The sequence below is a fragment of the Burkholderia theae genome, from assembly GCF_048565265.1.
Lineage (GTDB): Bacteria > Pseudomonadota > Gammaproteobacteria > Burkholderiales > Burkholderiaceae > Burkholderia > Burkholderia theae.
The window spans coordinates 655,550-681,332 of the sequence record NZ_CP183463.1 but is presented as its reverse complement, the minus strand read 5'-3'; the positions used below and the strand labels follow the sequence as shown (position 1 = coordinate 681,332).

23 protein-coding genes are annotated in these 25,783 nt (G+C 66.9%); 15 read left to right on the top strand and 8 right to left on the bottom strand.

All coding sequences use genetic code 11. From position 1 onward, the window contains the following. Nucleotides 1-2: 2 nt before the first annotated feature. Nucleotides 3-650, bottom strand: coding sequence for a LysE family translocator (locus ACN22W_RS35815; RefSeq protein WP_129517593.1), 648 nt, complete (start codon nt 648-650; stop codon nt 3-5). Between the two features lie 105 nt (nt 651-755). Here ACN22W_RS35815 and ACN22W_RS35810 point away from each other — a divergent pair, with 105 nt between their 5' ends. Next, on the top strand, nt 756-1,607 hold the full coding sequence (locus tag ACN22W_RS35810) for a LysR substrate-binding domain-containing protein (protein ID WP_129517594.1): 852 nt from the start codon (nt 756-758) through the stop codon (nt 1,605-1,607). Between the two features lie 22 nt (nt 1,608-1,629). Here the strand turns inward: ACN22W_RS35810 and ACN22W_RS35805 are convergent, their stop codons facing one another. Beyond that, nucleotides 1,630-2,517 (bottom strand): LysR substrate-binding domain-containing protein, encoded by an 888-nt coding sequence (locus ACN22W_RS35805; protein WP_193102328.1) that lies wholly within the window; start codon nt 2,515-2,517, stop codon nt 1,630-1,632. Between the two features lie 164 nt (nt 2,518-2,681). Here ACN22W_RS35805 and ACN22W_RS35800 point away from each other — a divergent pair, with 164 nt between their 5' ends. After that, nucleotides 2,682-5,738 (top strand): FAD-binding and (Fe-S)-binding domain-containing protein, encoded by a 3,057-nt coding sequence (locus ACN22W_RS35800; RefSeq protein ID WP_419690721.1) that lies wholly within the window; start codon nt 2,682-2,684, stop codon nt 5,736-5,738. An 86-nt stretch (nt 5,739-5,824) separates the two neighbouring features. Here ACN22W_RS35800 and ACN22W_RS35795 read toward each other — a convergent pair whose 3' ends face one another. From ACN22W_RS35795 to ACN22W_RS35785, 3 genes are all read right to left on the bottom strand, one after another. Then, nucleotides 5,825-6,127 (bottom strand): hypothetical protein, encoded by a 303-nt coding sequence (locus tag ACN22W_RS35795; protein WP_048242522.1) that lies wholly within the window; start codon nt 6,125-6,127, stop codon nt 5,825-5,827. Nucleotides 6,128-6,214: 87 nt separating this feature from the next. Beyond that, entirely contained in the window at nt 6,215-7,369 is a 1,155-nt protein-coding gene (locus ACN22W_RS35790; protein WP_048242521.1) for a branched-chain amino acid ABC transporter substrate-binding protein, read from the bottom strand. A gap of 643 nt (nt 7,370-8,012) precedes the next feature. After that, a complete protein-coding gene (locus ACN22W_RS35785; protein WP_048242520.1) occupies nt 8,013-8,912 on the bottom strand; it encodes a DMT family transporter in 900 nt (299 codons plus the stop codon). A gap of 57 nt (nt 8,913-8,969) precedes the next feature. Between ACN22W_RS35785 and ACN22W_RS35780 the strand changes: the two genes are divergently transcribed. The 4 genes from ACN22W_RS35780 to ACN22W_RS35765 all read left to right on the top strand — a co-directional run bounded on the left by ACN22W_RS35780 (nt 8,970) and on the right by ACN22W_RS35765 (nt 12,032). Continuing rightward, the gene (locus ACN22W_RS35780) at nt 8,970-9,956 is read left to right on the top strand and encodes a LysR substrate-binding domain-containing protein (RefSeq protein ID WP_419690720.1); all 987 of its coding nucleotides are present in this window, start codon (nt 8,970-8,972) and stop codon (nt 9,954-9,956) included. A 157-nt stretch (nt 9,957-10,113) separates the two neighbouring features. Further along, complete coding sequence (locus tag ACN22W_RS35775) at nt 10,114-10,785, top strand: nitroreductase (RefSeq protein WP_129517599.1); 672 nt, start codon at nt 10,114-10,116, stop codon at nt 10,783-10,785. Nucleotides 10,786-10,845: 60 nt separating this feature from the next. Then, complete coding sequence (locus tag ACN22W_RS35770) at nt 10,846-11,301, top strand: sodium:proline symporter (protein WP_419690719.1); 456 nt, start codon at nt 10,846-10,848, stop codon at nt 11,299-11,301. A 230-nt stretch (nt 11,302-11,531) separates the two neighbouring features. Then, nucleotides 11,532-12,032, top strand: coding sequence for a hypothetical protein (locus tag ACN22W_RS35765; protein ID WP_129517601.1), 501 nt, complete (start codon nt 11,532-11,534; stop codon nt 12,030-12,032). 81 nt (nt 12,033-12,113) lie between these two features. On the opposite strand, the gene ACN22W_RS35760 is transcribed toward ACN22W_RS35765, so the two are convergent. The 3 genes from ACN22W_RS35760 to ACN22W_RS35750 form a co-directional block, all read right to left on the bottom strand. Further along, on the bottom strand, nt 12,114-12,761 hold the full coding sequence (locus tag ACN22W_RS35760; protein ID WP_419690718.1) for a glutathione S-transferase family protein: 648 nt from the start codon (nt 12,759-12,761) through the stop codon (nt 12,114-12,116). Nucleotides 12,762-12,865: 104 nt separating this feature from the next. After that, entirely contained in the window at nt 12,866-14,038 is a 1,173-nt protein-coding gene (locus ACN22W_RS35755; protein ID WP_419690717.1) for a porin, read from the bottom strand. A gap of 159 nt (nt 14,039-14,197) precedes the next feature. Beyond that, nucleotides 14,198-15,031 (bottom strand): helix-turn-helix transcriptional regulator, encoded by an 834-nt coding sequence (locus tag ACN22W_RS35750; protein ID WP_419690716.1) that lies wholly within the window; start codon nt 15,029-15,031, stop codon nt 14,198-14,200. Between the two features lie 241 nt (nt 15,032-15,272). On the opposite strand from ACN22W_RS35750, the gene ACN22W_RS35745 reads away from it, so the two are divergent. The 9 genes from ACN22W_RS35745 to ACN22W_RS35705 all read left to right on the top strand — a co-directional run bounded on the left by ACN22W_RS35745 (nt 15,273) and on the right by ACN22W_RS35705 (nt 25,737). Then, entirely contained in the window at nt 15,273-16,394 is a 1,122-nt protein-coding gene (locus tag ACN22W_RS35745) for a polyamine ABC transporter substrate-binding protein (RefSeq protein ID WP_129517605.1), read from the top strand. Between the two features lie 11 nt (nt 16,395-16,405). Next, nucleotides 16,406-17,539: an ABC transporter ATP-binding protein gene (locus ACN22W_RS35740; protein WP_415927131.1), complete on the top strand. Its 1,134-nt coding sequence runs from the start codon at nt 16,406-16,408 to the stop codon at nt 17,537-17,539. A 7-nt stretch (nt 17,540-17,546) separates the two neighbouring features. Beyond that, on the top strand, nt 17,547-18,470 hold the full coding sequence (locus ACN22W_RS35735) for an ABC transporter permease subunit (RefSeq protein ID WP_419690715.1): 924 nt from the start codon (nt 17,547-17,549) through the stop codon (nt 18,468-18,470). Next, nucleotides 18,467-19,399, top strand: coding sequence for an ABC transporter permease subunit (locus ACN22W_RS35730; protein WP_419690714.1), 933 nt, complete (start codon nt 18,467-18,469; stop codon nt 19,397-19,399). The genes ACN22W_RS35735 and ACN22W_RS35730 overlap by 4 nt, the downstream gene beginning before the upstream one ends. Before the next feature lie 21 nt (nt 19,400-19,420). Beyond that, nucleotides 19,421-20,986, top strand: a complete 1,566-nt coding sequence (locus tag ACN22W_RS35725; RefSeq protein ID WP_419690713.1) for a DUF3138 family protein — start codon at nt 19,421-19,423, stop codon at nt 20,984-20,986. A gap of 26 nt (nt 20,987-21,012) precedes the next feature. After that, nucleotides 21,013-22,305 carry an NAD(P)/FAD-dependent oxidoreductase gene (locus ACN22W_RS35720; RefSeq protein WP_419690712.1) on the top strand — a complete coding sequence of 431 codons (1,293 nt, stop codon included), beginning with the start codon at nt 21,013-21,015 and terminating at the stop codon, nt 22,303-22,305. A gap of 72 nt (nt 22,306-22,377) precedes the next feature. After that, complete coding sequence (locus ACN22W_RS35715; protein WP_053077683.1) at nt 22,378-22,758, top strand: cupin domain-containing protein; 381 nt, start codon at nt 22,378-22,380, stop codon at nt 22,756-22,758. A 47-nt stretch (nt 22,759-22,805) separates the two neighbouring features. Then, the gene (locus ACN22W_RS35710; RefSeq protein ID WP_419690711.1) at nt 22,806-24,221 is read left to right on the top strand and encodes an amidase family protein; all 1,416 of its coding nucleotides are present in this window, start codon (nt 22,806-22,808) and stop codon (nt 24,219-24,221) included. Nucleotides 24,222-24,246: 25 nt separating this feature from the next. Next, nucleotides 24,247-25,737 (top strand): aldehyde dehydrogenase, encoded by a 1,491-nt coding sequence (locus ACN22W_RS35705; RefSeq protein WP_419690710.1) that lies wholly within the window; start codon nt 24,247-24,249, stop codon nt 25,735-25,737. Nucleotides 25,738-25,783 lie beyond the last annotated feature (46 nt).

Sequence of the window (25,783 nt, the reverse complement as noted above, 5' to 3'; positions counted from 1 at the left end):
ACTTACGCCACGCCCGCCAGTTTCGATGCATCGACAACCATCTGCACGCCGAGGCTGCCGAGGATGAGGCCCATCGCCCAGCGCTGCGCGAGCAGCAGCGTCGGGCGCCCGTGCAGGAACTTCGCGATGCTGCTCGAGCAGATCGCCACCAGCCCGTTTGCCGACATGAACGCGGCGATCAGCAGCGAACCGAGAAACAGCGACTGGCCGAACACGCTGCCGCTGCGGTAGTCGATGAACTGCGGCAGCAGCGACACGAACAGCATCGCGAGCTTCGGGTTCAGCACGCTGGTCGTCGCGCCCATCGCGAGCAGGCGCAGCGGCTGTTCGTTCGGCAGTGCCTGCACCTCGAACGGCGAGCGGCCGCCGGGCCTGACCGCCTGCCATGCCAGATACAGCAGATAAACCGCACCTACCGCGCCCAGTATGCTGCCCGCATAGGGCACGCTCATGAACAGCGTCGTGATGCCGAACGCCGCGCCGAACATGTAGAACAGGTAACCGAGCATCACGCCGGCCAGCGAGATCAGCCCGGCCGTGCGCCCTTGCGCGATCGAGCGCGACATCACGTAGACCATGTTCGGCCCCGGCGTGACCGCGAGCATGCCGCCAATGACGAGAAATCCGTAGATCGATCCGGACGTATGCATGTTTCCGATTCCTGCAACGAGTGCTGACGGGATGGATTGTCCGACCGTGGAGGAGAACAGTAAAACGGGATAAACTGAATCGATTGATCAGATTTTCTGAACGCCATGAAAAAGCTCGACCTCGATGTGCTGGCGATGGTGGTGGCCGTGGCGGAGTCCGGATCGTTCGCGCAGGGCGCGCAGGCCGTGCACCGGTCGCCGTCGGCGGTGAGCATGCAGATCAAGGCGCTGGAAGACGCGCTCGGCAAGCCGCTCTTCATCCGCGACACGCGCAACGTGACGGCCACCGACGACGGCAGGATGCTCGCCGAATACGGCCGCCGGATGCTGGCGATGCGCGACGAGGCGTGGGCATCGGTCGTGCGCCCGGAGATCCGCGGCCGCGTGACGATCGGCGTGCCCGACGACTACATTTCGTCGCTGCTGCCGCAGGTGCTCGGCAAATTCGCCGCGATGCATCCGCGCGTGGAAGTGCGCGTGATCGGCCAGCCGAGCAGCGCGCTCGTGCCGATGCTGAAGGACAACACGGTTGACCTCGCGTGTCTCACGCGGATCAAGGGCGTGACCGGCGAACTGATCCGGATGGAGCCGATCGTCTGGACCGGGTCGCCGAAACGAAACGTGTGGGAGGAGCGGCCGCTGCCGGTGGCGTTTTTCACGCACGGCGGCAGCATGGCGCGCGATCACGCGATCAAGGCGCTGAACCGGCAGCACATTCCGTTCCGGATGTCGTACGAAAGCCCGAGCTACCTCGGGCTGCTCAGCATGGTCGAGGCCGGGCTCGCGGTCGCGCCGCTGGCGCGCTGCTGCGTTCCGGAACACCTCGTCCAGCTTTCGGAGAGCCACGGGCTGCCGCCGCTGGGCGAACTCGAGGTCGTGCTCGCGCGCAGCGCGCAGTCCGCGCGGCCGCCGTGCGATTACCTCGCCGAGCAGATTCTCGGCGAATGGCGGACCTGACCGGCACGTTGCCGGCGGTGCTTCAGCACGACTTCAGCAGCCATTCGCGGAACGCGACGAGCGACGGCAGCGTTTCGTTCCCCGGCGGGTAGACGAGGTAATAGCTGCGCTGGCTGGTAATCGCGTCGCCGATCGACACGAGCTCGTGGCGGCTCAGTTCGTCCTCCACCAGCACCTTCGGCACCAGCCCGATTCCCATTCCGGCGCGCACCGCCTGAATCAGGTGCGACGTCAGCTCGAAGCTCGGGCCGATGCGCATCTGGCGATGGTCGAGCCGATAGTGCGAGAACCATTCGGCCCACGCCTGCTGGTTGCTCGTCACGCCGAGCAGCGTCTGCTTCGCGGCCCAGGCCGGCGTGCGTGTGCCGGCCTTGCGGCTGCCCGCCTCGGGGCTCGCGATCGCGATCAGGAACTCGTTGTACAGCCGATGCGCATGCAGGCCGGGCCAGTCGCCCGCGCCGACGGTAATGGCCGCGTCGAGGTCGTCGTTGAGGAAATCGATGCCGCCGATCCGCGAATGAAGGTGCACGGTCACGCCCGGATGCGCGGCGTAGAAGTCGTGCAGGTGCGGCAGCAGCCATTTCGAGCCGAACGTCGGCAACGTCGCGAGCCGCAGCGTGCCGGCGCCCGCCTGATGGGACATCGCCTGCAAGGTCGCGCCGCGGATGCGCCCGAGCGCGCCGCTCAGCTCGGCGAAATAGCGGCGCCCGACTTCCGTCAGCTTCACGGAGCGCCCTTCGCGCCGGAACAGCGGCACGCCGAGCTGATCCTCGAGCGTCTGGACCTGCCGGCTGATCGCGCTCTGGCTCAACGACAGCTCCTCGGCCGCGCGTGTGTAGCTTTCGTGCCGCGCGGCTGCCTCGAACACGAGCAGCAGCGACATGGACGGGGTGAGGCGACGGTAATTCATGAGTTTTATGCAATATTCGCCGGGTGAGAATTCGTTTGTTTCTCGCGGATATTCCAAAGATACTGGAATTCCCGGTCGCGTGGAAACTTGCTCAAAACTCATGTTTTGGCGCAGGCAAACACACCGGTTCCACCCATGTTGCGCCTTTGCCCCGCTTTTACCCCATGTCGATCGCCCCGTTGCCCCGTCCCGCCAGCCCGCCCGCGAACGCGTACCGTGACTTTCTCGCCGCGCTGCAGGCCGCCGGATTCGCCGGGGAAATCCACGCGGACCATGCGAACCGGACGGTCCAGTCCACCGACAACTCGATCTACCAGCGCCTGCCGCAAGCGGTGATCTGCCCCGCGCATGCGGACGACGTCCGGCTGCTGGCCACGCTGCTGGCCGAGCCCGCGCATCGCGACGTCAAGGTGGCCGCGCGTGGCGGCGGCACGGGCACCAACGGGCAGTCGCTGACCGACGGCGTGGTGGTCGACCTGTCGCGCAACATGCACCGGATCCTTGAAATCGACGTCGAGCGGCGCTGGGTGCGCGTGCAGGCGGGTGTCGTCAAGGATCAGCTCAATGCGGCGCTGAAGCCGTACGGGCTGTTTTTCGCGCCGGAGCTGTCGACGTCGAACCGCGCGACCGTCGGCGGGATGATCAACACCGACGCGAGCGGGCAGGGCAGCTGCACGTACGGCAAGACGCGCGACCACGTGCTCGAGCTGGATTTCGTGCTGATGGGCGGCGAGCAGTTGCACAGCGACGCGCTCGCGAACGACGAACTGGAGCGCCGGTGTGCGCGGCAGGACCGCATCGGCAAGGTCTACCGCACCGCGCGGCGCATCAGCGACGACAAGGCGGCGCTGATCGAGGCGAAGTTTCCGAAGCTCAACCGCTGCCTGACCGGTTATGACCTCGCGCACCTGCGCGAACCGGACGGCCGCTTTAACCTGAACAGCGTGCTGTGCGGCGCCGAAGGCTCGCTCGGTTTCGTCGTCGAGGCGAAGCTCAACGTGCTGCCGATCCCGAAGGTTTCGGTGCTGGTCAACGTGCGCTACGCCGGCTTCATGGACGCGCTGCGCGATGCGCGCGCGCTGCTCGAGCACAAGCCGTTGTCGATCGAGACGGTCGACTCGAAGGTGCTGATGCTGGCGATGAAGGACTTCGTGTGGAGCAGCGTGGCCGAGTATTTTCCGCAGGACGACCGGCGGCCGACGCTCGGCATCAATCTGATCGAATTCAGCGGCGACGATGCGGAAGACGTCGATGCGCGCGTGCGTGCATTCGTCGACCATCTGCGCACCGATACGAGCGTGGAGCGCTTGGGCCATACGCTCGCGGCCGGCGACGATGCGGTGAAGCGCGTGTATGCGATGCGCAAGCGCGCGGTCGGCCTGCTCGGCAACGTGCAGGGAGAGGCGCGTCCGCAGCCGTTCGTCGAGGACACCGCGGTGCCGCCCGAGAACCTCGCCGCGTACATCGCGGAATTCCGCGCGCTGCTCGACGGCCACGGGCTGCAGTACGGGATGTTCGGCCACGTCGACGCGGGCGTGCTGCATGTGCGCCCGGCGCTCGACATGAAGGATCCGCGGCAGGCCGCGCTGGTGCGGCCCGTGTCGGACGCGGTGGCCGAACTCACGCAGCGTCATGGTGGCCTGCTGTGGGGCGAGCACGGCAAGGGCGTGCGCTCCGAATATGCGCCGGCGTTTTTCGGCGAGCTGTATCCGTCGCTGCAGCAACTGAAGGCTGCGTTCGATCCGCACAACCAGTTCAACCCGGGCAAGATCGCGACGCCGCCGGAACCCGCGATGCGGCTGCTGAAGATCGACGAAGTGCCGATGCGCGGCGATCACGACCGGCAGATCGACGAGCGTGTGTGGCAGAGCTACGGCACCGCGATGCACTGCAACGGCAACGGCGCGTGCTACAACTTCGATCCGGACGACGCGATGTGTCCGTCGTGGAAGGCGACGCGCGAGCGCGTGCATTCGCCGAAGGGGCGCGCGTCGCTGATGCGCGAATGGTTGCGCCTGCAAGGGCAGGCCGGCGTCGACGTCGTCGCGGCGGCGCGCGCGCGGCAGCCATTCCTGAGCGGCCTTGCCGCCCGCTGGCGCAACAGCCGCGCCGCACGCAACGGCGACGCCGATTTCTCGCACGAGGTGTATGACGCGATGGCCGGGTGCCTCGCGTGCAAGTCGTGCGCGGGGCAGTGCCCGGTCAAGGTCAACGTGCCCGAATTCCGCTCGCGTTTTCTCGAGCTGTATCACCAGCGCTACCTGCGGCCGCTGCGCGACTACCTGATCGGCTCGCTCGAATTCACGATGCCGTGGATGGCGCGGGTGCCCGCGCTGTACAACGGGCTGATGCGCGCGGGGTGGGTGCGCACGCTGCTGGAGCGGCAGGTCGGCATGGTCGACAGCCCGCTGCTGAGCCGCTTCGATCTCGCGGCCGTGATGCGCCAATGGCGCGTGAAGCCGGCCGACCCGCACGCGCTCGCGGCGCTGAACGAGGCGCAGCGCGCGCGCAGCGTCGTCATCGTGCAGGACACGTTCACGCGCTATTTCGATACCGAGCAACTGGCGACGCTGATCGAGCTGGCGGCGCGCATGGGCTTCCAGGTGTGGCTCGCACCGCTCGCGCCGAACGGCAAGGCGCTGCACGTGCAAGGCTTTCTGCGGGCATTCGAGAAGGCGGCGATTCGCAACGCGACGCAACTGGCCGCGCTGGCGCGGTCGGGCGTCGCGCTGGTCGGCCTCGATCCGGCGATGACGCTCACGTACCGGCAGGAATACCTGAAGGTGACGGGGCTCAGCGATGTGCCGACGGTTGCGTTGCCGCAGGAATGGCTGCTGCACGCGCTGCCGGAAGCGGGCGCGGACGGTGTGCCCCGTGTGTCCGGTACGTACCGGTTGCTGCCGCACTGTACCGAGAAGACCAATGCGCCGGACAGCGGCAAGCAATGGGCGCAGGTGTTCGCGCGTCGCGGGTTGTGCCTGCAGGTTCAGGCGACCGGGTGCTGCGGGATGTCCGGCACCTATGGGCACGAGGCGCGCAACCTGGACACGTCGAAGACGATCTATGCGCAATCGTGGGCCGCGCACGTCGCTGCACCGGATGCGGAAGGCGAGGCGCTGGCGACCGGGTATTCATGTCGCAGCCAGGTGAAGCGCATGTCCGCGCGGCAGTTGCGCCATCCGTTGCAGGCGCTGCTCGATCACGTGCGGGCGGCGGGGTGACGATCGGGCGGCGCGTGTCGCGGTGCCCGTGAGGTGACGTCGAATGTCGAGCGGCTAGCCGTGCCGCACTCGACACATGCCGCGGCTCACGCGTCGGCTTTCGCGGTTTTCCTTGCACGCGGCTTGTCGGCCGCGGGAAATACGCCGACGCCGCGCGGCCGTTTCGGCTCGATCCGCATCTGCTTGATCACGCGCCGGAAGTCGATCTCGTGCGCGGCCAGCGTGCCGATCAGTTTCGCGATGACCGCGAGGTGGGACGGGACGGTGCCCTTGCTGGAATAGTTCGTGATGGAGCTTTCGTTCATCCGGATCAGTCGGGCGAACTCTCGCGCAGTCAGCTGTGCCTTTCTCAACTCCTGCTGAAATTCGGTATACGCCATTGCACACATGTTGCTTCGTCTCCGTGATTCAGAAATCGGCCCGCGCGGCGCCGGCGCCGACGGGTGGCGTTCCCGTCGTGCCGGCGCCAGGGCGGGTTACATCTTGACCTGGTCGAGGAAGGTCTTCTTGCCGCTCTTGTAGCCGTAGATCGAGATGATCCCGTGCGTCAGGTCGCCCTTCGAATCGAAGGTCGTCGTGCCGATCACGCCGTCGTACTTCGTCCCCGGCATCGCCGCGAGGATCTTGGCCGGATCGGTCGAGTTCGCGCGCTTCATCGCATCGACGGCGATGTAGACCGCGTCGTACGCGAACGGCGCGTCGAACTTGATGCCCTGGTTGAAGCGCTTCTCGTACTTCGCGACGAACGCCGCGCCGCCCGGCATCTTCTCGAGCGCCGCGCCGGCTTGCGAGCACAGCACGTTGTCGGCCGCCGGGCCGGCCAGTTCGGCCAGCGAGTCGGTGCACACGCCGTCGCCGGACAGGATCTTCGCGCGCAGGCCGAGCTGCTTCGCCTGCTTCGCGAGCGGGCCGCCGGTGGCGTCCATGCCGCCGTACATGATCGCGTCGGGGTTCTCGCCCTTGATCTTCGTGAGAATCGCGCGGAAGTCGACCGCCTTGTCGTTGGTCGCGTCGTGCGACAGCACCTTCAGGCCGAGTGCTTTCGCCTTCTTCTCGAACTCGTTCGCGAGGCCCTGGCCGTAAGCGGTCGAATCGTCGACCACCGCCACGCTCTTCACGCCCTTCGCCTGCGCGTAACTCGCGAGCGCCGGGCCTTGCTGCGCGTCGGTTGCCACCACGCGGTAGGTCGTCTTGAAGCCTTGCTGCGTGTAGGTCGGGTTCGTGGCCGACGGCGAAATCTGCACGATGCCCGCATCGCTGTAGATCTTCGACGCCGGGATCGACGTGCCCGAGTTCAGGTGGCCGATGACGGCGACGACCTTGTCGTCGACGAGTTTCTGCGCGACCTGCGTGGCCTGGCGCGGGTCGGCCGCGTCATCCTGCGCGTCGAGTTGCAGCGTGATCTTCTTGCCGCCGATCGTGAGCCCCTTCGCATTGATTTCCTCGACCGCGAGGCGCGCGCCGTTCTCGTTGTCCTTGCCGAGGTGCGAGATGCCGCCCGTCGTCGGTTCGACGCTGCCGATCTTCACGACCTGGTCGGCCATCGCGGTCGATGCGGCCGCAAACGCGGCGGCAGCCAGTGCGACGGTGATCAGGGGTTTGCAGCGCATGCCGACAGTGCTTCGTTCCATCTGCCATCTCCGAATTGAATGATCTTTCTATTGACGTCTCGACCGGCCGACGGCGAGGTCGGGGCGATCGGACGAGTCTCCATACCCATCATGGGCTTCGCTTGCATGGCGTCCGGCGGTGTGACAGGCCGCCCGCGCGAGCGGGTGGGTGGACCCACGCCTGACGTCATGCAATTCGTATGAATATATCCGAAGCTGATTTTGCGCGCTGCGGCGAATTGCGTAGTGGGGCCGGCGCGGCGCGGGTCAGCGCCCGAATTCCGACGATTCCCGTGGCCCGAAATCGTGCGCCGCAGCGAGCCGAAGGCTGCAGTTCGCTGTCGATGGCCTTACGTCCGCATCCATTATTCGGCCGGTCGCCGGGGCGAAGCCATGCACACTGACGTGCGGTCAATCGGGAACTGTTCGGTCGATTTGTCTGCACAGTTTGGACACTCTCGATTGCGCACCCGGATTCATCGAAAAGCTTCGTCGAGCGCGATCTCCCTTGGATGCAACTAACGGTCAAGCCCGGCGGCACCTGCGAATTGGCGTGGATCGAAAGCCCGCATAATTCGTTCGGTTTCGCAGAGACCGGGGCGCTTATGGACCAATCCGCTTCCGGATCGTCGGGCCGTCATGGCCGCCCGAAACAACCGCGATCCTAAGAACGCCCGCGCAGTGCGACGAATATCACGCCTGCAATCGCCAGCAGGCCGCCGCACGCCGTCTCGATGCCAGGGCGCTCGCCCGTCAGCACCATCGACAAGAGCGTCGCGACCGCTGGCGTCAGATAGAGGAAGTTGGCGGCGCGTGCCGCCCCGAAGTAGCCGAGTGCGAAGGTCCAGGTCGCGTAACCGAGCGCGGCGGGAAAGACACCGAGCACCAGCACGGCCAGCGTCGTGTCGCGCGACGCGCCGCCGAGCGACACGAGCGCGCCGGGCAGCCACGGCGTGAGCAGCAGCGCGCCGGCCAGCAGCGTGTAGGCGGCGCAGGGCAGCGCGCCGTACACGGGAATCAGCCGCCGCTGCAACACGAAATAGCTGGCCGAACACAGGGCCGCGCAGAGTATCAGCGTACTTCCCGAGCCGAGCACCAGGCCGCCCGGCTGCCCGTGTGCGATCACCGCGATGCCGGCAAGGCTCACCAGCGAACCGAACCATCCCCACCGGTTGAAGCGTTCGCGAAGAAACACGGCGGCCAGCAGTGCCGTGAAGATCGGCAGCGTGTTCACGATGAAACTCGCCGCGCCGGGCGACACGGTTTGCTCACCGGTATTGAGCAGCGCGTTGTAGAGTGCGATGCCGAGAAAGCCGCACGCGACGAAGCGCAACGCGTCGCGCTTCGCCGGCAGGGGAGGCCGCCGCCACGCGAGCCATGCGATCACGAGCACGGCCGCGGTCGCGAAGCGCGCCGCCGCGAGTTGCAGTGGGGCCAGCCCATGCAGGCCGATCCGGATGAACGGGAATGCGGAAGCCCACGAGACGATCGTGAAAGCCACCGCGCCTGCCGCGACCAGCGGTTGACGCACGCCGCGCGACGAAGCCGAGGAAAGAGTATTCATGCGGCAATGGTGCGACGTGGCAAGATGCTAAGCTAGCGCACAGATCAACACCCGGATATGAATATGGCTCACAGCTCGTTTCCGCGGCGGGCTGACGGTCCGGTGCTTGAGCGTCGGGTGGCGGAGGCGCTGCCCGCTGGTTTGCCGACGTCGGGCCCGCGGCCGCCGCTCGCGAGCCTGGAGACGGTCTGCACGGTGGCGCGTCAGGGGTCGTTTCTGGCGGCCGCCGATGTTTCCGGCGTGACGCACGGTGCGATCAGCCGTCGGGTGGCCGCTGTCGAAAACTGGCTGGGCATGGCGCTGTTCGAACGTCATGCACGCGGCGTGCGCCTGACGCCGGACGGGCAGCGCTTCGTCGGCCGGATCGAGCAGGCGTTCGCGATCATCGACAGTGCGGCCGATCAGTGGCGCTCGCCGCGTACGCCGCGACTGGTCAGGATGAGCGTGGTGCCGGCATTCGCGCAGCTCTGGTTGTTCGAGCGGCAGGGCGCGCTCGAGAGCGAAGCGCCCGCGTTGCGCATCGATCTCCATATCGATCTGCGCAACGTGGATATCGCCGGCGGCGAAGCGGATCTGTCGGTTCGGTACGGGCGCGGCAACTGGCGTCAGCTCGAAACCAGCGCGTTCATGCCGGAGCGGCTTTATCCGGTCGCGCATCCGCGGCTCGCCGCGCAACTGGCCAGGGAGCGGCGGCGGCACGGTGATGCAGCGCTGCTCGATATGCCGCTCCTGCACGATTCCGACGTGACCGGATGGCGCACCTGGTTCGAGGCGCTGGGCATTCCGTTCAAGTCGCGTGCGCAGGATCGCCGGTTCGAGGATTACAACCTGGTGCTGGCGGCAGCCGAAGCAGGGCTCGGCGTGGCGCTGGCACGGACGCCGCTCGCGGATGCGTATTTGAAGCGCAGCGCGCTCGTCCGGGTGAGCCGTCATGAGGTCGATTCGTTGCTCCGGTATCACTTCGTGCATGCGAAGGGGGAGAATCGGCCGGAGGTGCTCGCGTTGATGGAGCGCATGCGCGCGGCATTACGGGAAGAGGGCTAGATGGCGCGGTCGTGGCGACCTGTCACGAAGGGCCGTCTGGAGTTTGTGTACGTCTTTATAAGGTCGCTGACAATGCGGCCGCCGAAATCGGTGAGGTTGAAGAGATGAACGAGAATCGAGAATTTATGCAGCCGTTCGGATGCAAGGGAGGTCAACGATGAACCGACCAGACAACAAGTCGTCGAAAGCGCGTGCGGCGCTGGACCAACTGTTTTCGGGCATTGCGCCCGCGGACGCAAAGAGCGCGTCGCGTCCGGGCAATCCGTTCGAAGCGTCGGAAGACGAGGGGCCCGTTGGTCCCGGCGGTCGCGGCCGCGTTGAATGCACGCTGTCGACGAGAATCCAGTTGCGCGGCTATCCGGGCGCGGACGCGTTCATGAAACGCATGGCCGAAGCGTGGGGCCTGGAGTGGGGGACGTACGACAGCGTTCGAGCCGTGGCAACGCTGCCTGTCGGATGGCGCTCGCGCCGGCTTCCGGAAGTCACGCAGATCGTCGACGGACACGATGTGCTGCGCGCGGAGAGCAGCCTGCAGGGCGGCGAGATGTCGTACCTGAAAGTGCATCCGCGTTACTACATCGACGCACGCAAGGGGTTCGGCTGGGGCAAGTCGTCGAAGGCATCCGACGATCCGGATCTGGACGGCCCCGACTGGAACTGCTTCGTGATCGATCGCGAAAAATCGATCGAAGTACACGAACTGACGACGTCGTCGCTGAAAGCCGACATGGACAATGCGCGCGCGACGTTGCTGAAATGGCTCGACGAGCACTATCCCAACCATCGCGATCCTTTCGCGTACTGGTCGGACTGCGAACGGGCGTCGTAACGCTCTGTCGCGCACGGTCCCCGCATCGATGCATCCGCTGCTCGCCAGGGTGGACGACACTTGAAACAAAACAGTCCGGTCCCGATTCTGTGGGCAGCGTTTGGCGCGGCGCTCGGATCGACCGTCATCGAATTGCTGCTCTGGTCGATCGTCGGCGATGACGCGATTCGGAACCTGTTTCGCGACGCGCGTCTCACGGCAGCCATCGTGATGGGGCGGCGCGTGCTCGGCGCGTCCACCGGTTTCGACCCGCTGGTGATGGGTGTCGCGACACTCGTGCATGCTGCGCTGTCGCTGGCCTATGCGGCCGTGCTGGCGAAGGTGATCCGCAGCCTGTCGCTCGGGCCCGCGCTGCTCGCGGGCGGCGTGTTCGGGCTCGTCCTGTACGGCGTGAACCTGTACGCCTTCACCGCGATCTTCCCCTGGTTCGTTCCGGTTCGCGGCGCGATCACGCTGGTGGCTCATCTGGTCTTCGGGGTTACGGCGGCGGGCATCTACCGCGTCGTCAGACGCTGAATCGGACGCCTGATTCGGCCGCGATTACCGCGCGTTCCAGCCGTTGTCATTCTCACCCCGACCCCTGGAATATCCGGGTGTGCTGCATCGTCTAAGCATCAGGAGACCCGATACGAAGCGGCGAGCCGTTCGCGCCGCGCGATGAATCTTGCGCAAGCAATTCGATGCGCCGGGCGCCGCGAGCGACGCCGCGGAGCAAGTGGTCGGGGGCAACCATGCAGGAGCCGATCATGTGCAACGTGTTTCGAGCCGGGATAGGGATCGTCTGTCTCGGTTTTTCCGCGTCCGTCCTTGCGCAAATGTATGACGATCAGCCGGACTACGGCACCACCTGCCGTGCGGTGGTCGCGCAGGCGAACATCGACGGCACGGACCAGCAAATCGTGGGGCGTGCGTGCCTGCAAAGCGATGGCACGTGGCAGATCGTGCAAAGCGATGACGGCAGCGTGCTGTGGTACCCGGCTGCTGCCTATCCGTATGCCGACCCGTGGTATTGGGGGCCGCCGCTTTTCATCGGCGCGGGCGTGAGCTTCGTGTTCGTCGATCGTTTCCGTCATTTCCACCACTTCGATCACGTCGATCACTTCAATACGATGGGGCATCGCCGCTTCGGCATGCCGGTGGGCGCAGGCTTTCATCATGGTCCGTTCCCGGTTGGCGCGAGTCACGGGTTCGGCGGCACGCATCCGTTCGGTGGAATGAGCGGGGGCGGTGGAATGCGACGGCATTAAGGCCGGCAATCAGATAACGCGCGACACATGCGGCGCAGCCGGTCACGGCGAACTTCGGGAACGAGGCCGCCCCCACGACACCTAGTAATCGAGCCGGCCGCGCAGGTCGTCGAACGGAATCATCACGTGCGTGCGGAACGCGGGCCGCGCCTTCAGCCGTTCGTACCACGCTTCCACATGCGGCACGTGCGGCCGCGCGATATCGAGTTCGAAATAGCGATACAGATGCGTGCCGGCCGCGATGTCGGCGAGCGTGATCGCGTCGCCCGCGAGAAACGGCTGCCCGGCCAGCACCGCATCGAGCGTCTGGAAATGCCGCGCGCACTGCGCGATGCTCTGCTCGACGCGCGCCGTGTCGCGCCGCTCGGGCGGCGTCCGGTAGAAGCCCCAGAACACGCCGGTCAGGAACGCCGGCTGCAGCGTGGTTTGCGACCAGTCCATCCAGCGGTCGGCGCGCGACTGTTCGGCGGGATCGTCGCGCCAGAAGCCGGGGCGTCCGTCACGCGCGGCGAGGTAGCGCAGGATGCTGTGCGATTCCCAGACGACCGTGCCGTTGTCGTCGATCACGGGCACCCGCCCGTGCGGGTTCATCGCGAGAAAGGCGGGCGTGTCGAGCTCGCCGAATTGCCCGCCGGCCGGCACGTGACGATGCTCGAGCGCGAGCTCGTCGACGAGCCACATCACCTTCTGGACGTTGAACGAATTGCGGCGCCCCCATACGGTCAGCATGCCGGCCTCCTTGCGTCGGGTGGAACGGGAATGCGGACAGTGTAAACGCCGCAGGCGCGCACCGCGGTGCGCGCCTGCCGGGCTTGCGTCGCGCAACGGCGCGATCAGAACTTGTGCCGAATCCCGACGATCGCGAGTTCCTGCGTATCGGTGCCGGAGTTCACGCCGTACGAGCCGACCGACGCGGCGGCCTTGACGGTTGCGCCGCTCGCGTTGAGCGTGTTGCCGCTCGCCTTCTGATAGCCGAACAACGCGTACAGGTCGGTGCGCTTCGACAGTGCGTAGTCCGCGCCGAGGTTGACCTGGTTGTAGTGCGCGGAAGCCGGGCCCGTCAGCGACGTGTAGTTGTAGCCGACGCCCGCGCGCAGCGCCGGCGAGAACTGCCAGTTGAAGAATGCCGAGCCGTTGTTGAACTTCGCGTTCTGGCTGAACGCCGACAGCGTGTCCGCGCCGTACTGCGTGTTCGAATACGCGAGGCCGAAGGTCGCCGGCCCGGCCACGTACTGGCCGGCCACGCGCACGATCTGGATCGACTTCGCGCTCGAGAAGCCCTGGTTGATCACGGTGTTGAACAGCGTGTCCGAACTGCTCGACCACGTGCGCACGCCATTCGCGACTGTCGAACCGCCGTTCGCGTAGAAGAAGCCGGCGCCGAGCGACAGCGGACCGTTCGCATAGCTCGCGCCGAAGCTGTACGTGCGGCCGTTGCCGGTGGCGCCCGCGACGCCGCCGAAGCCGTACAGCGCGGCGAACTGGAAGCCCGAGATCAGCGGGCTCGTGTATTTCACCGAGTTGCTGACGCGCAGGCTGTTGTCGTAGTTGTCGAGATCGCCCGGCGTCGCGAACACGCCGCCGAAGTAGTTGTCCTGCGTGAGGCCCTGCACGAGATCGACGACCGGATCGTACTGGCGGCCGAGCGTCACGGTGCCGTACGTGCTGCTCGCGAGGCCGACGACGGCCTTGCGGCCGAATTCGCGCTGGCCCTGGCCGAGCGCGCCGGTGCCGATGTTGAAGCCGTTCTCGAGCTGGAACAGCGCGGACAGGCCGCTGCCGAGATCCTCGATGCCGCGCAGCCCCCAGCGGCTGCCCGACAGGTTGCCGCTGCTGAACTTGACGAGGCTCGACGCGTTGCCGCCGCTCGCGTTCTGCGCGTTGTGCACGTACGCGATGCCCGCGTCGGCGATGCCGTACAGCGTGACGCTGCTCTGCGCATGCGCGCCGGTGGCGTAGAGCGCGGCCGGCAGCGCGAGCAGTGCGAATGACAGCATTCGTTTCATTGTTGGATTCCCCCGTTGGTCGATAGGTCTGACGAATCGGTGAACGATACGGACAGCGCATCGTCGAGGGAACCAATAAATTGTCGGATCGTTATGAGGCGGCGCGGAGATGGATGCGCACGCAACGAGCAGGCGGTCGGTGGCCGCTGCGCGGGGAACCTACGCGTCGTACCGCCGCGACGCGTTTTTCAGCACGAGCGTCATCAGTTGCCGGCGCGAATCGACGCCGAGCTTCGCGAATGCGCGCTTCGCGTACGTGTCGATGGTGGACGTCTTGAGCCCCATCGCTTGTGCGATCGCGGCCGACGTCATGCCCTGGATGAACGACGCGCATACGTGCATTTCGCGCGCGGTCAGCCGTTCCTGCCATTCCGGCAGCCATTGCGCGACGAGGTCGAGATCGAGCTCGTCGCGTGGCACGTCGTCCGCGCAGATCGCGCCGAGCAGGCGCTTGTGCGCGGACGCCATCGGCAGCACGACCTGCGACAACTGCTTCAGCAGGCTCAGTTCCTTCAGCGAAAACGGCGGCAGCCGCCGCGAGCGCGCGATCGAGATCGAGTAGCGCGTGCCGCCCGTCACGCCGGCGATCACGCATTCGTCGTGAATGTCGCCGGCGTCGAAGAACAGGTGCCGGAGCTCACTCGCGACGCGCTGCGCGGATACCTGCAGCAACTGCACGTCGCTTTCGGTTTCGATCGCCGCGTACGTCGCGTCGTCGCTCGCGTAGCTGCGGTAGTAGTGACGCATCACTTGCGCGACCAGCTCGGGCTCGCGGCCGAAGCTGCCGATCCAGCCGACGCTGCGCCGGCCCGACGACGGGCCGCGGTCGTAGTCGAGATGCACGGCGTCGAAGTCGACGTAGCGCACGAGGGTGTCGTAGACGGCGCGCATGAACTGCGGCGTCCCGACGGTTTGCGCGATGTCGCCCAGCGTTTCGGTCACGAACGCGACGTGGCTCAGCGGGAGATCGGGGGCGGGAAGCGCAGCGCTCATGGCGTCGTGTTTCGAAGATTTCAGGTGGCGCTACAGGTATCACGAATATTTTCGACTGCCTACGCGGGAATCTACCCAACCGGCCCCGATCGGCGTTGCCGTTTGTCCCGGTTTTCGGGACTGACGGTGCGCGCCGCGATCTCTACATTGACCCTTGTGCTGAACACCGCTCGACGGCGTTGACGCGAGTCCGGACCCGGACCGGGCGCAACGGCCGATCCCCATCACAAGGAGACTCCCCATGCGTATCCGTATCCGTCGCCACCCGGCCTTGCGTGCCGCGCTCGTCACGTCGGCCGGGCTTGCCCTCGCGGCCAGCCTGTCCGCGCGGGCGGGCGACACCAACCTGAACGTGTACAACTGGTCGGAGTACGTCGCCAAGGACACGGTGCCGAACTTCGAGAAGCAGTCGGGCATCAAGGTCCGCTACGACAGTTACGACAGCGACGACACGCTGCAGACCAAGCTGCTCGCGGGCAGCTCGGGCTACGACATCGTCGTGCCGACGTCGAACTATCTCGCACAGCAGATCCAGGCCGGCGTGTACCAGAAGCTCGACAAGTCGAAGCTGCCGAATCTCGCGAACCTCGACCCGGTGCTGATGAAGATGATCGCGAAGGCCGACCCGGGCAACCAGTACGGCGTGCCGTGGGCATGGGGCACGACGGGCATCGGTTACAACGTCGAGGCGGTCAGGAAGCGGCTCGGCGACAACGCGCCGACCGACAGCTGGGCGTTGCTGTTCGACCCGGCGAACGCGGCGAAGCTGAAGGGCTGCGGGATCTCGCTGCTCGATGCGCCGGACGCCGCGTTCGCGGCGGCGCTGCAGTACATGGGCAAGGATCCCGAGAGCAAGAACCCGGCCGACTACCAGGCGGCTTACGACGTGCTGAAGAAGATCCGCCCGTACGTGACGCAGTTCAGCTCGGCCGGTTATGCGGACGATCTCGCGAACAACGACGTCTGCGTCGTGCTCGGCTGGTCGGGCGACGTCAGCATCGCGCGGCGGCGCACGCTGGACGCGAAACGTTCGTACGAGATCCGCTACGTGAATCCGAAGGAAGGCGGCCTGCTGTGGTTCGACGTGATGGCGATTCCGAAGGATGCGCCGCACCCGGAAGCCGCGCTGAAGTGGATCAACTATATCGAGGAGCCGAAGACCAACGCGGCGATCACGAACGAGATCTTCTATCCGACCGCCAACAAGGCCGCGCGCGCGTTCGTGACGCCGGCGATCGTGCAGGACCCGAGCGTCTACCTGTCCGACAGCACGATTGCGAAGGCGTCGCTCGCGATGCCGAGAAGCGCCGATATCGCACGGATGCAGAACCGTCTGTGGCTGCAACTGAAGTCGGGCGGTTGAGGGCGACGACGATGATCCATACGCTCCCCGCCGCGCCGGCCGCGGCCGGCGCACGCCACGACGCGTTCGTGCGCATCGAGAACGTCGTGAAGAAATTCGGCGACAGCACGGCCGTCGACAACGTGAACCTGACGATCGCGAAGAACGAGCTGTTCGCGCTGCTCGGCAGCTCGGGTTGCGGCAAGTCGACGTTGCTGCGCATGCTCGCGGGCCTCGAAACAGTCACGTCGGGCAAGATCCTGATCGACGGCGAGGACCTCGCGCAGTTGCCGCCGTACAAGCGGCCCGTGAACATGATGTTCCAGTCGTACGCGCTGTTCCCGCACATGACGGTCGAATCGAACGTCGCGTTCGGCCTGAAGCAGGAAGGCACGCCGAAGAACGAAATCAAGGAACGCGTGGCCGACGCGCTCGCACTCGTGCAGATGAGCAAGTACGCGCAACGCAAGCCGCACCAGCTTTCCGGCGGCCAGCAGCAGCGCGTCGCGCTCGCGCGCTCGCTGGTCAAGCGCCCGAAGCTGCTGCTGCTCGACGAGCCGATGTCCGCGCTCGACAAGAAGATCCGCCAGAAGACCCAGCTCGAACTCGTGAACATCATCGACAAGGTCGACGTGACCTGCGTGATGGTCACGCACGACCAGGAAGAGGCGATGACGATGGCCAGCCGTCTCGCGGTGATGAGCGAAGGCAAGATCGTGCAGATCGGCGCGCCGGGCGAGGTGTACGAGTTTCCGAACAGCCGTTTCTCGGCTGAATTCATCGGCTCGACCAACCTGTTCGAGGGCCGCGTCGTCGAGGACGAGCCCGATCACATCTTCGTCGAGAGCGACGACCTCGAGGCACGCATGCACGTGAGCCACGGTGTGACGGGCCCGCTCGGGATGCCTGTCGGCATCTCGGTGCGCCCGGAACGTGTACACGTGTCGCGCGAGAAGCCGGGCTCGAAGCACAACTGGGCGCGCGGCGTCGTGACCGACATCGCGTACATGGGCAGCTACTCGCTTTATCACGTGCGCCTGCCGAGCGGGAAGACGGTCGTGTCGAACCTGTCGAGCTCGCACCTGATGAGCGACACGGCCCCGGCGTGGAACGACGACGTGTTCGTGTCGTGGTCGCCGGCCAGCGGCGTCGTGCTGACGCAATGAGGATGCCATGACGAGACCTTCCGTTTCCGCTTCGTCGTCGCTGTCGCGCTGGCTGCCGTCGGGCCGCAGCGTGACGATCGGCGTGCCGTTCCTGTGGCTTGTGATCTTCTTCGCGCTGCCGTTCGTGCTGGTGCTGAAGATCAGCTTCGCCGACCAGATGCTCGGCATTCCGCCGTACACCGCGCTCGCACGGCTGGAGGCCGGCACGGTGCAGGTCGTGCTGTCGCTGAAGCATTACGCGCTGCTGCTGCAGGACGACCTGTACCTGAACACCTACGTCAGCTCGCTGAAGATGGCCGCCGCTTCGACGCTGATGTGCCTGCTGGCCGGTTACCCGATCGCGTATTGCATCGCGCGGGCGGCGCCGGCCCGCCGCAACCTGCTGATGATGGCCGTGATGCTGCCGTTCTGGACGTCGTTCCTGATCCGCGTCTATGCGTGGGTCGGGATCATGAAGGACGACGGGCTGCTGAATCACGCGCTGGCGGCGCTCGGCGTGATCGCGACGCCGCTGCGGCTGTATCACACCGACGCGGGCGTCTACATCGGGATGGTCTATTCGTACCTGCCGTTCATGGTGATGCCGCTGTACGCGCACCTCGTGAAGATGGACCTCACGCTGCTCGAAGCCGCGAACGATCTCGGCGCCACGCCGTGGTCGGCGTTCTGGCGCATCACGCTGCCGCTGTCGCGCAACGGCATCGTCGCGGGCAGCCTGCTCGTGTTCATCCCGGCGGTCGGCGAATACGTGATCCCCGAACTGCTCGGCGGCGCGAACACGCTGATGCTCGGCCGCGTGATGTGGGACGAGTTCTTCAACAACATGGACTGGCCGATGGCGTCCGCCGTGACGGTGACGATGGTGCTGCTGCTGCTCGTGCCGATGGCGTTGCTCCATTACAGCCAGGCCGAAGGGGAGGCGCAGCCATGACCCGCGCGAATCGCATCCTGTCCGCGTGCGTGCTGGGCGCGGGCTTCCTGTTCCTGTACGTGCCGATCGCGAGCCTCGTCGTCTATTCGTTCAACGCGTCGAAGCTCGTGACGGTGTGGTCGGGTTTCTCGCTGAAGTGGTATGGCGCGCTGCTGCACGACGACGAACTGCTCACGGCCGCGTGGCTGTCGCTGAAGATCGCGCTGCTGACGGCGACCGCGTCGGTCGCGATCGGCACCTGGGCCGGCTTCGTGCTGGCCCGCATGGGGCGCTTTCGCGGCTTCACGCTCTATGCGGCGATGATCAACGCGCCGCTCGTGATTCCCGAAGTGATCCAGGGCATCTCGCTGCTGCTGCTGTTCGTCGCGATGCAGCAGACCTTCGGCTGGCCGGCCGGCCGCGGCTGGCTGATGATCTGGATCGGCCACGTGATGCTGTGCCTGTCGTTCGTCGCGGTGATCGTGCAGTCGCGCGTGAAGGAGCTCGATCGCTCGATCGAGGAAGCCGCGCTCGACCTCGGCGCACGGCCATGGAAGGTGTTCTTCGTGATCATGCTGCCGCTGATCGCGCAGGCGCTGGTGTCCGGCTGGCTGCTCGCGTTCACCGTGTCGATCGACGACGTGATCCTGTCCGCGTTCCTGTCGGGCCCCGGCTCGACGACGCTGCCGCTCGTCGTGTTCTCGCGCGTACGGCTCGGGCTGAACCCGGAGATGAATGCGCTCGCAACGGTGTTCATCACGGTCGTGACGATCGGCGTCGTTGTCGTGAACCGCGCGATGCTGGCCCGCGAGCGGCGGCAGGCGCGTGACGCGCGTGCGTGGCATGCGGCATCCGCGCCGGACACGCCCGCTTCACCGTCCGCCATGCCGCCCGCGTGCCCACCGGCCGTGCCGCCGCTGCGCGACCGCGTACCGCATCCCACGAAGTGACGAACGACAAGGAGACGTTTCATGAAAAAGAAGATCCTCTGCGCGCTGATTGCCGGTGCGCTGCCGGGGTTGGCCGCCGCCAATTCGAGCGCCGACCAGATCAGGGCGCTGCAGCAGCAACTCGCGGTGCTGCAGCGGCAGATGAGCGCGATGCAAGCGCAACTTGCCGCGAAATCGCCGGCCGCGCCGGCTACATCGAACGTCGCTGCCGGCGCGACGGCGGCCGACCCGTCCGCGCCCGGCTACGGGCAGGCGCCGGCCGTGCTGTCCAACGACGACGTGTCGGAGATCCGGCAGCAGGTCGCGAACCAGCAACTGAAGGTCGATTCGCTGACCGACGCCGCGCGCACGGGCCCGATCGCGGGGCTGTCGGTGACCGGCTACCTCGACCCGACTTATGTGTACAACCGCGGTGCCGGCACGTCGTCGTTCCAGTTCGCGAACCATGAGAACGCGTACACCTATTACAACAGCACGTTCGGCGACGTGTTCCTCGATATCAAGAAGACGTTCGGCGTCGGCCCGACCGCGCCGTCCGCGGAAATCACGCTGATGCCGAACCGCGGCGCGGGCCTGTCGATGATGACGGGCAGCGGCGCGAGCGGGCTCGACATCGTGAACACGGCGGTCGTCACGGTGCCGCTGTCGGGCACGACCTCGTTCGTCGGCGGGCTCGTGCTCGGCTTCGGCGGTTACGAGTACCAGCAGTCGAGCCAGATGCTCACGCTCACGCACAACCTGCTGTACGACTTCTCCGATCCGGGTTCGTCGATCGGCGCGGGGATCAACTACCAGAGCGCGGACGGCCACTGGGCGTGGAAGTTCTTCGTCGGCAACGAACAGTTCCGCAGCGCGGGTGCGGTCACGCAGACCGGCGTGAATGCGCTCGGCGACCCGATCACGACGAGCAACAAGGTTCCGACCTTCACAGCGCGCGTCGATTACATGCGCGGCAGCGCGCTCGACGTCGGCGGCTCGATCAACATCGGCCGCCAGACGCTGGTCAGCGCGATCGACCCGGCCACCGGCAACGTGCGCTACGGCGTGGGCGGCAACGCGCCGAGCGCGTACGGCGCGTTCTTCTTCGGCGAAGCCGACGCAACCTACACGCTCGCCGATGCGCAGTACAACGCCGAACTCGACTACGGTCAGCAGCAGCACGGCGCGTTCAACGGCGGGCTCGCGCAGTGGTTCGGGCTGTCGCTGCTCGCGCACCGCAAGTTCAACGCGCCGGTGGTCGGCCGCATGGGCGCGACGTTGCGCTACGACCTGCTCGTGAACCGCAAGAACGGCGGCGGCGGTTCGTCGATCGGCCTGAACGGCAACGGGATGGACCCGAACAACGGCTTCGGCATCGATGCGGACTGCCTCGCCATGTCGAAGGCGAACGGCGGCGTCGGTTTCGAGTGCAAGGGCGCGACGCGGCAGGCCGCCGCGTTTGACCTGCTGTTCTACCCGACCCAGCAAGTGACGGTGAAGGTCGAATACCGGCACGACTGGGCGAGCAACAAGGTCTTCCTGCGTCACGACGGGTCGTATACGAAGTCGAACGACCTGCTCGCGACCCAACTCATCTACGCGTTCTGACGCGACGCCGTTCGCGAGTCTCACTTATGCTCAAGTTCGAAAACCAGCAGCATGTTCAGTCATACTACGCAGCGACGGTCAATAACCGGGTGCGCCATCCGCGGCTCGACGGGGCCGCGACCGCCGATGTCTGCGTGATCGGCGGCGGGCTCACCGGCCTGTCCGCGGCGCTCGATCTCGCCGAGCGCGGCCATTCGGTCGTGCTCGTCGAGGCTTCGCGGATCGGCTGGGGCGCGAGCGGCCGCAACGGCGGCCAGTTGATCGCCGGTTACGCGTGCGATGTCGATACGTTCTCGGCCTACCTGCCGGAAGACGACGTGCGGCGCGTGTGGGCGATGGGGCTGGAGTCGGTCGACATCGTCAGGCAGCGGGTCGAGCGCCACGGCATCGATTGCGACCTGACCTTCGGTTACCTGACCGCCGCGAACAAGCCGCGCCACCTCGATGCGCTGCGCGCGTGGCGCGATACCGCGGCGAACCGCTTCGGCTATCGCGGCTACGAATTCGTCGAGCGCGCCGACATGCCGCGCTTCGTCGCATCGGACCGTTACGTCGGCGGCCTTCGCTACGAAGGCAGCGGCCACCTGCATCCGCTGAACTACACGCTCGGTCTCGCGCGGGCGGCGCGCGACGCCGGCGTGACGATCCACGAGGACACACCCGCGCTCGCACTGGATCGAACGGCGCAGCATCACCGCGTCACCTGCGCGGGCGGGCACGTCGACGCGCGTTACGTCGTGCTGGCCTGCAATGCATACCTGGGGCGGCTGGCGCCGGCGCTCGCGCGCAAGATCATCCCGGTGGCAACGTACCTCATCGCGACGGAACCGCTCGGCGACACGCGCGCGGCCGAGACGATGCCGGCCAATGCGGCGATCTGCGACAGCAAGTCGGCACTTGACTATTTCCGGCTGACGGCCGACCGCCGGCTGCTGTGGGGCGGCAAGGCGAGCAGCTCGACGCACACGCCGCGCGACCTCGCGGCCGCGATGCGGCGCGACATGCTGAAGACGTTCCCGCAGTTGGCCGATGTGCGGATCGACTACGCATGGGGCGGGCTGATCGACGCGACGATGAATCGCGCGCCGCATTTCGGCCGGCTCGAACCGACCGTGTATTTCGCGCAGGGCTTTTCCGGGCACGGCGTCAACGTGACGGGCCTCGCGGGGCGGCTGATTGCGGAAGCGATCGATGCGCAGGCCGCGCGCTTCGACCTGTTCGGCCGGATTCGCCATCGCGACTTCCCCGGCGGGCGCGCGCTGCGCACGCCGATGCTGGCGCTCGCGATGACGTGGCACCGGATGATGGACCTGCTTTGACTCGCGCGGGCCGGGTCGCACCGGCCGCGCGGCACCGAATCGTTTCGAACCCTTGATGCCCTGGAGGCAACCATGACCAACATCACGCATCTCGTCGACCTGATGCGGGCGCCGGCGAAGCTCACGCAAAGCCGTGTGCCGAGCGGGCTGCTGCTCGACGGCAATCCGATGCAGACGCTGTCGCATCACTACATCAGCCCGTGCGGGCAGTTCAGCTGCGGGATCTGGGAATGCACGCCCGGCCGCTGGACGATCGAGTACGACGAGTCGGAGTATTGCGAGATGCTGAGCGGCGTCGCGATCGTGCGCGATGCGGACGGCCGCGAGCGCGTGCTGCGCGCCGGCGACCGGTTCGTGATCCCGCCGGGGTTTCGCGGCACGTGGGAAGTCGTCGAAACGTGCCGCAAGATCTATGCGTCGCACGCACCGCAGGCCGGACCGTTGCGCACGTAGTGCGTGGCCGAGTCAACCCAATCATCGAGATCAACGAGGAGCAAACCATGACCCAGGAATTGTGGCGTCTGAGCGCGGCCGAGATGGCCGCACGCGTCGCGCGTCGCGACGTGTCGGCGACGGAACTCACGCGCAGCTGCCTGCAGCGGCTTGAACAGGTGAACCCCGTCATCAACGCGATCGTCGACGTGATGGCCGACAGCGCGTTGCAGGCGGCGTCCGATGCCGACGCGGCGATCGCGCGCGGCGCGCCGGTCGGCCCGCTGCACGGCGTGCCGGTGACCGTGAAGATCAACGTCGACACGGCCGGGCACGCGACGACCAACGGCGTGCGCGCGTTTTCGGACCTGATCGCGCAGGAGGACAGCCCGGTGACCGCGAACCTGCGCAAGGCCGGCGCGATCGTGATCGGGCGCAGCAATGCGCCGGCGTTTTCGTATCGCTGGTTCACCGACAACGAACTGCATGGCCGCACGACGAATCCGTGGGATGCGTCGCTGACGCCGGGCGGTTCCAGCGGCGGCGCGGCCGCGGCCGTGGCCGCCGGTATCGGTGCGATCGCGCACGGCAACGACCTGGGCGGCTCGATCCGCTACCCGGCCTACGCGTGCGGCGTCGCCGGGCTGCGGCCGAGCACCGGGCGCGTCCCCGCGTACAACCCGACGCAGTCGAAGGACCGCACGCTCGCGGTGCAGTTCGCGTCCGTGCAGGGGCCGCTCGCGCGCACGGTCGGCGATTTGCGGCTCGCGCTCGACGCGATGGCGGCCGGCGACGCGCGCGACGCGTGGTGGATGCCGGTCGCCCCGGCCGCGCGCGATGCCGCGTTCCCCGCACGCGTGGCCGTGTGCCCGGCGCTGCCGGGCGTGCCGTCCGATCCGGTGGTGGTCGACGCGATCCGGCAGGCTGCGCGCTGGCTCGAGGACGCCGGCTGCATCGTCGAGGAAGCGGAACCGCCGCAGATCGCCGAAGCATGCGCGCTGTGGGTCGACCTCGTGACCAACGAAGCGCGCAGTGGGCTCGGCGACGTGATCATGGAGCACGGCGACGCGGCGATCCGCACCGCGTTCGCGAGCCAGCGCAATCTCGCGGCGCCGCTGGATCTCGCCGGCTACATGAACGGCCTCGCGCGGCGTACCGCGCTGCTGCGCGACTGGCAGCAGTTCTTCGCGCGTTATCCGCTGCTGCTGATGCCCGTGTCGTGCGCGCGACCGTTCCCGATCGACGCCGACCTGCGCGGCGACGACGCGATGCGCCGGATCGTCGACCTGCAGGGGCCGCTGCTCGCGACCGCGCTGCTCGGGTTGCCGGGGCTGTCGGTGCCGACCGGCATCCGCGACGGCGTGCCGACCGGCGTGCAGCTCGTCGCCGGACGCTTCGAGGAAGCGCTGTGTCTCGCCGCGGGCGAGGCGATCGAGGCGCGCGCGGGCATCTTCACGCCGATCGATCCGGTCACCGGATCGTGATTCTCCGATTTTTACAGGATTCCAAATGAATCAACGGACATTCGAAGACTGGCAAGCCGGCGCGGCCGGACTGCGGATCGAAGGGCGCGCGTTCATCGACGGCGAAGCGCGTCACGCGCACACCGGCGCGACCTTCGCGTGCGTGAGCCCGATCGACGGTTGCGTGCTCGCGCACGTGGCCGATTGCGGCGCCGACGACGTCGACAGCGCAGTTGCCGCCGCGCGCCGCGCGTTCGACGCGCAGGTCTGGGCCGGCATGAATCCGCGCGCCCGCAAGGCCGTGCTGCAGCGCTGGGCCGCGCTGCTACGCGAGCATCTCGACGAACTCGCGCTGCTCGAGACGCTCGACACCGGCAAGCCGATCGGCGACACAACGGCGATCGACGTGCCGGCCGCCGCGCATTGCGTCGACTGGTATGCGGAAGCGATAGACAAGGTCGGCGGCGAGGCCGTGCCGGCCGACCATCATCTCGTCGGGCTCGTCACGCGCGAGCCGATCGGTGTCGTCGCGGCGGTCGTGCCGTGGAATTTTCCGCTGCTGATGGCCGCGTGGAAGTTCGCGCCGGCGCTCGCGGCCGGCAACAGCGTGGTGCTGAAGCCGTCCGAGAAATCGCCGCTCTCCGCGATCCGCGTCGCGCAGCTCGCGTGCGACGCCGGCATGCCGCCCGGCGTGTTCAACGTCGTGCCGGGCGGTGCGGAACCGGGCAGGGCGCTGGCGCTGCATCGCGACGTCGACTGCATCGCGTTCACGGGGTCGACGCGCACCGGGCAGCAGATCATGGCGTGCGCCGCGCAATCGAACCTGAAACGTGTGTGGCTCGAACTTGGCGGCAAGTCGCCGAATATCGTGCTGCCTGATTGCCCCGATCTCGACCGGGCCGCGCAGGCGGCCGCCGATGCGATCTTCTTCAACATGGGCGAAGTGTGCACGGCCGGCTCGCGCCTGCTCGTGCATCGCGACATCAAGGACGCCTTCGTCGCAAAAGTGGTCGCGGCGTCGCGGCGTTTCGCGCCCGGGCATCCGCTCGATCCGTCGGTGACGATGGGCGCGATCGTCGATCGCATGCAGCTCGATCGCGTGATGGGCTATATCGGCGCCGGGCGTGAAGAGGGACGCCTCGTGACGGGCGGTGCGCGCGTGCGGGAAGAGACGGGCGGGTTCTACGTCGAGCCGACGGTGTTCGAGGTGAAGGCCGATGCCAAGATCGCGCGAGAAGAGATTTTCGGACCCGTGCTGTCGGTGATCGAGTTCGACGACGTCGACGAAGCCGTGCGGATTGCCAACGACACCGAGTACGGGCTGGCGGCGGCCGTGTGGTCGGCCGATCTCGCGACGGCGCATCAGGTCGCGCGGCGGCTGCGCGCGGGAACTGTGTGGGTCAACTGCTACGGCGACGGCAGCGACGACCTGAATTTCCCGTTCGGCGGCTACAAGCAGTCGGGCAACGGTCGCGACAAGTCGCTGCACGCGCTCGACAAATACACCGAGCTGAAATCGACGATCTTGCGCCTGTAGTGTCGGGCGCGACGCGCGGCCCTGGCAACGAGGCCGCGCGTCGCAC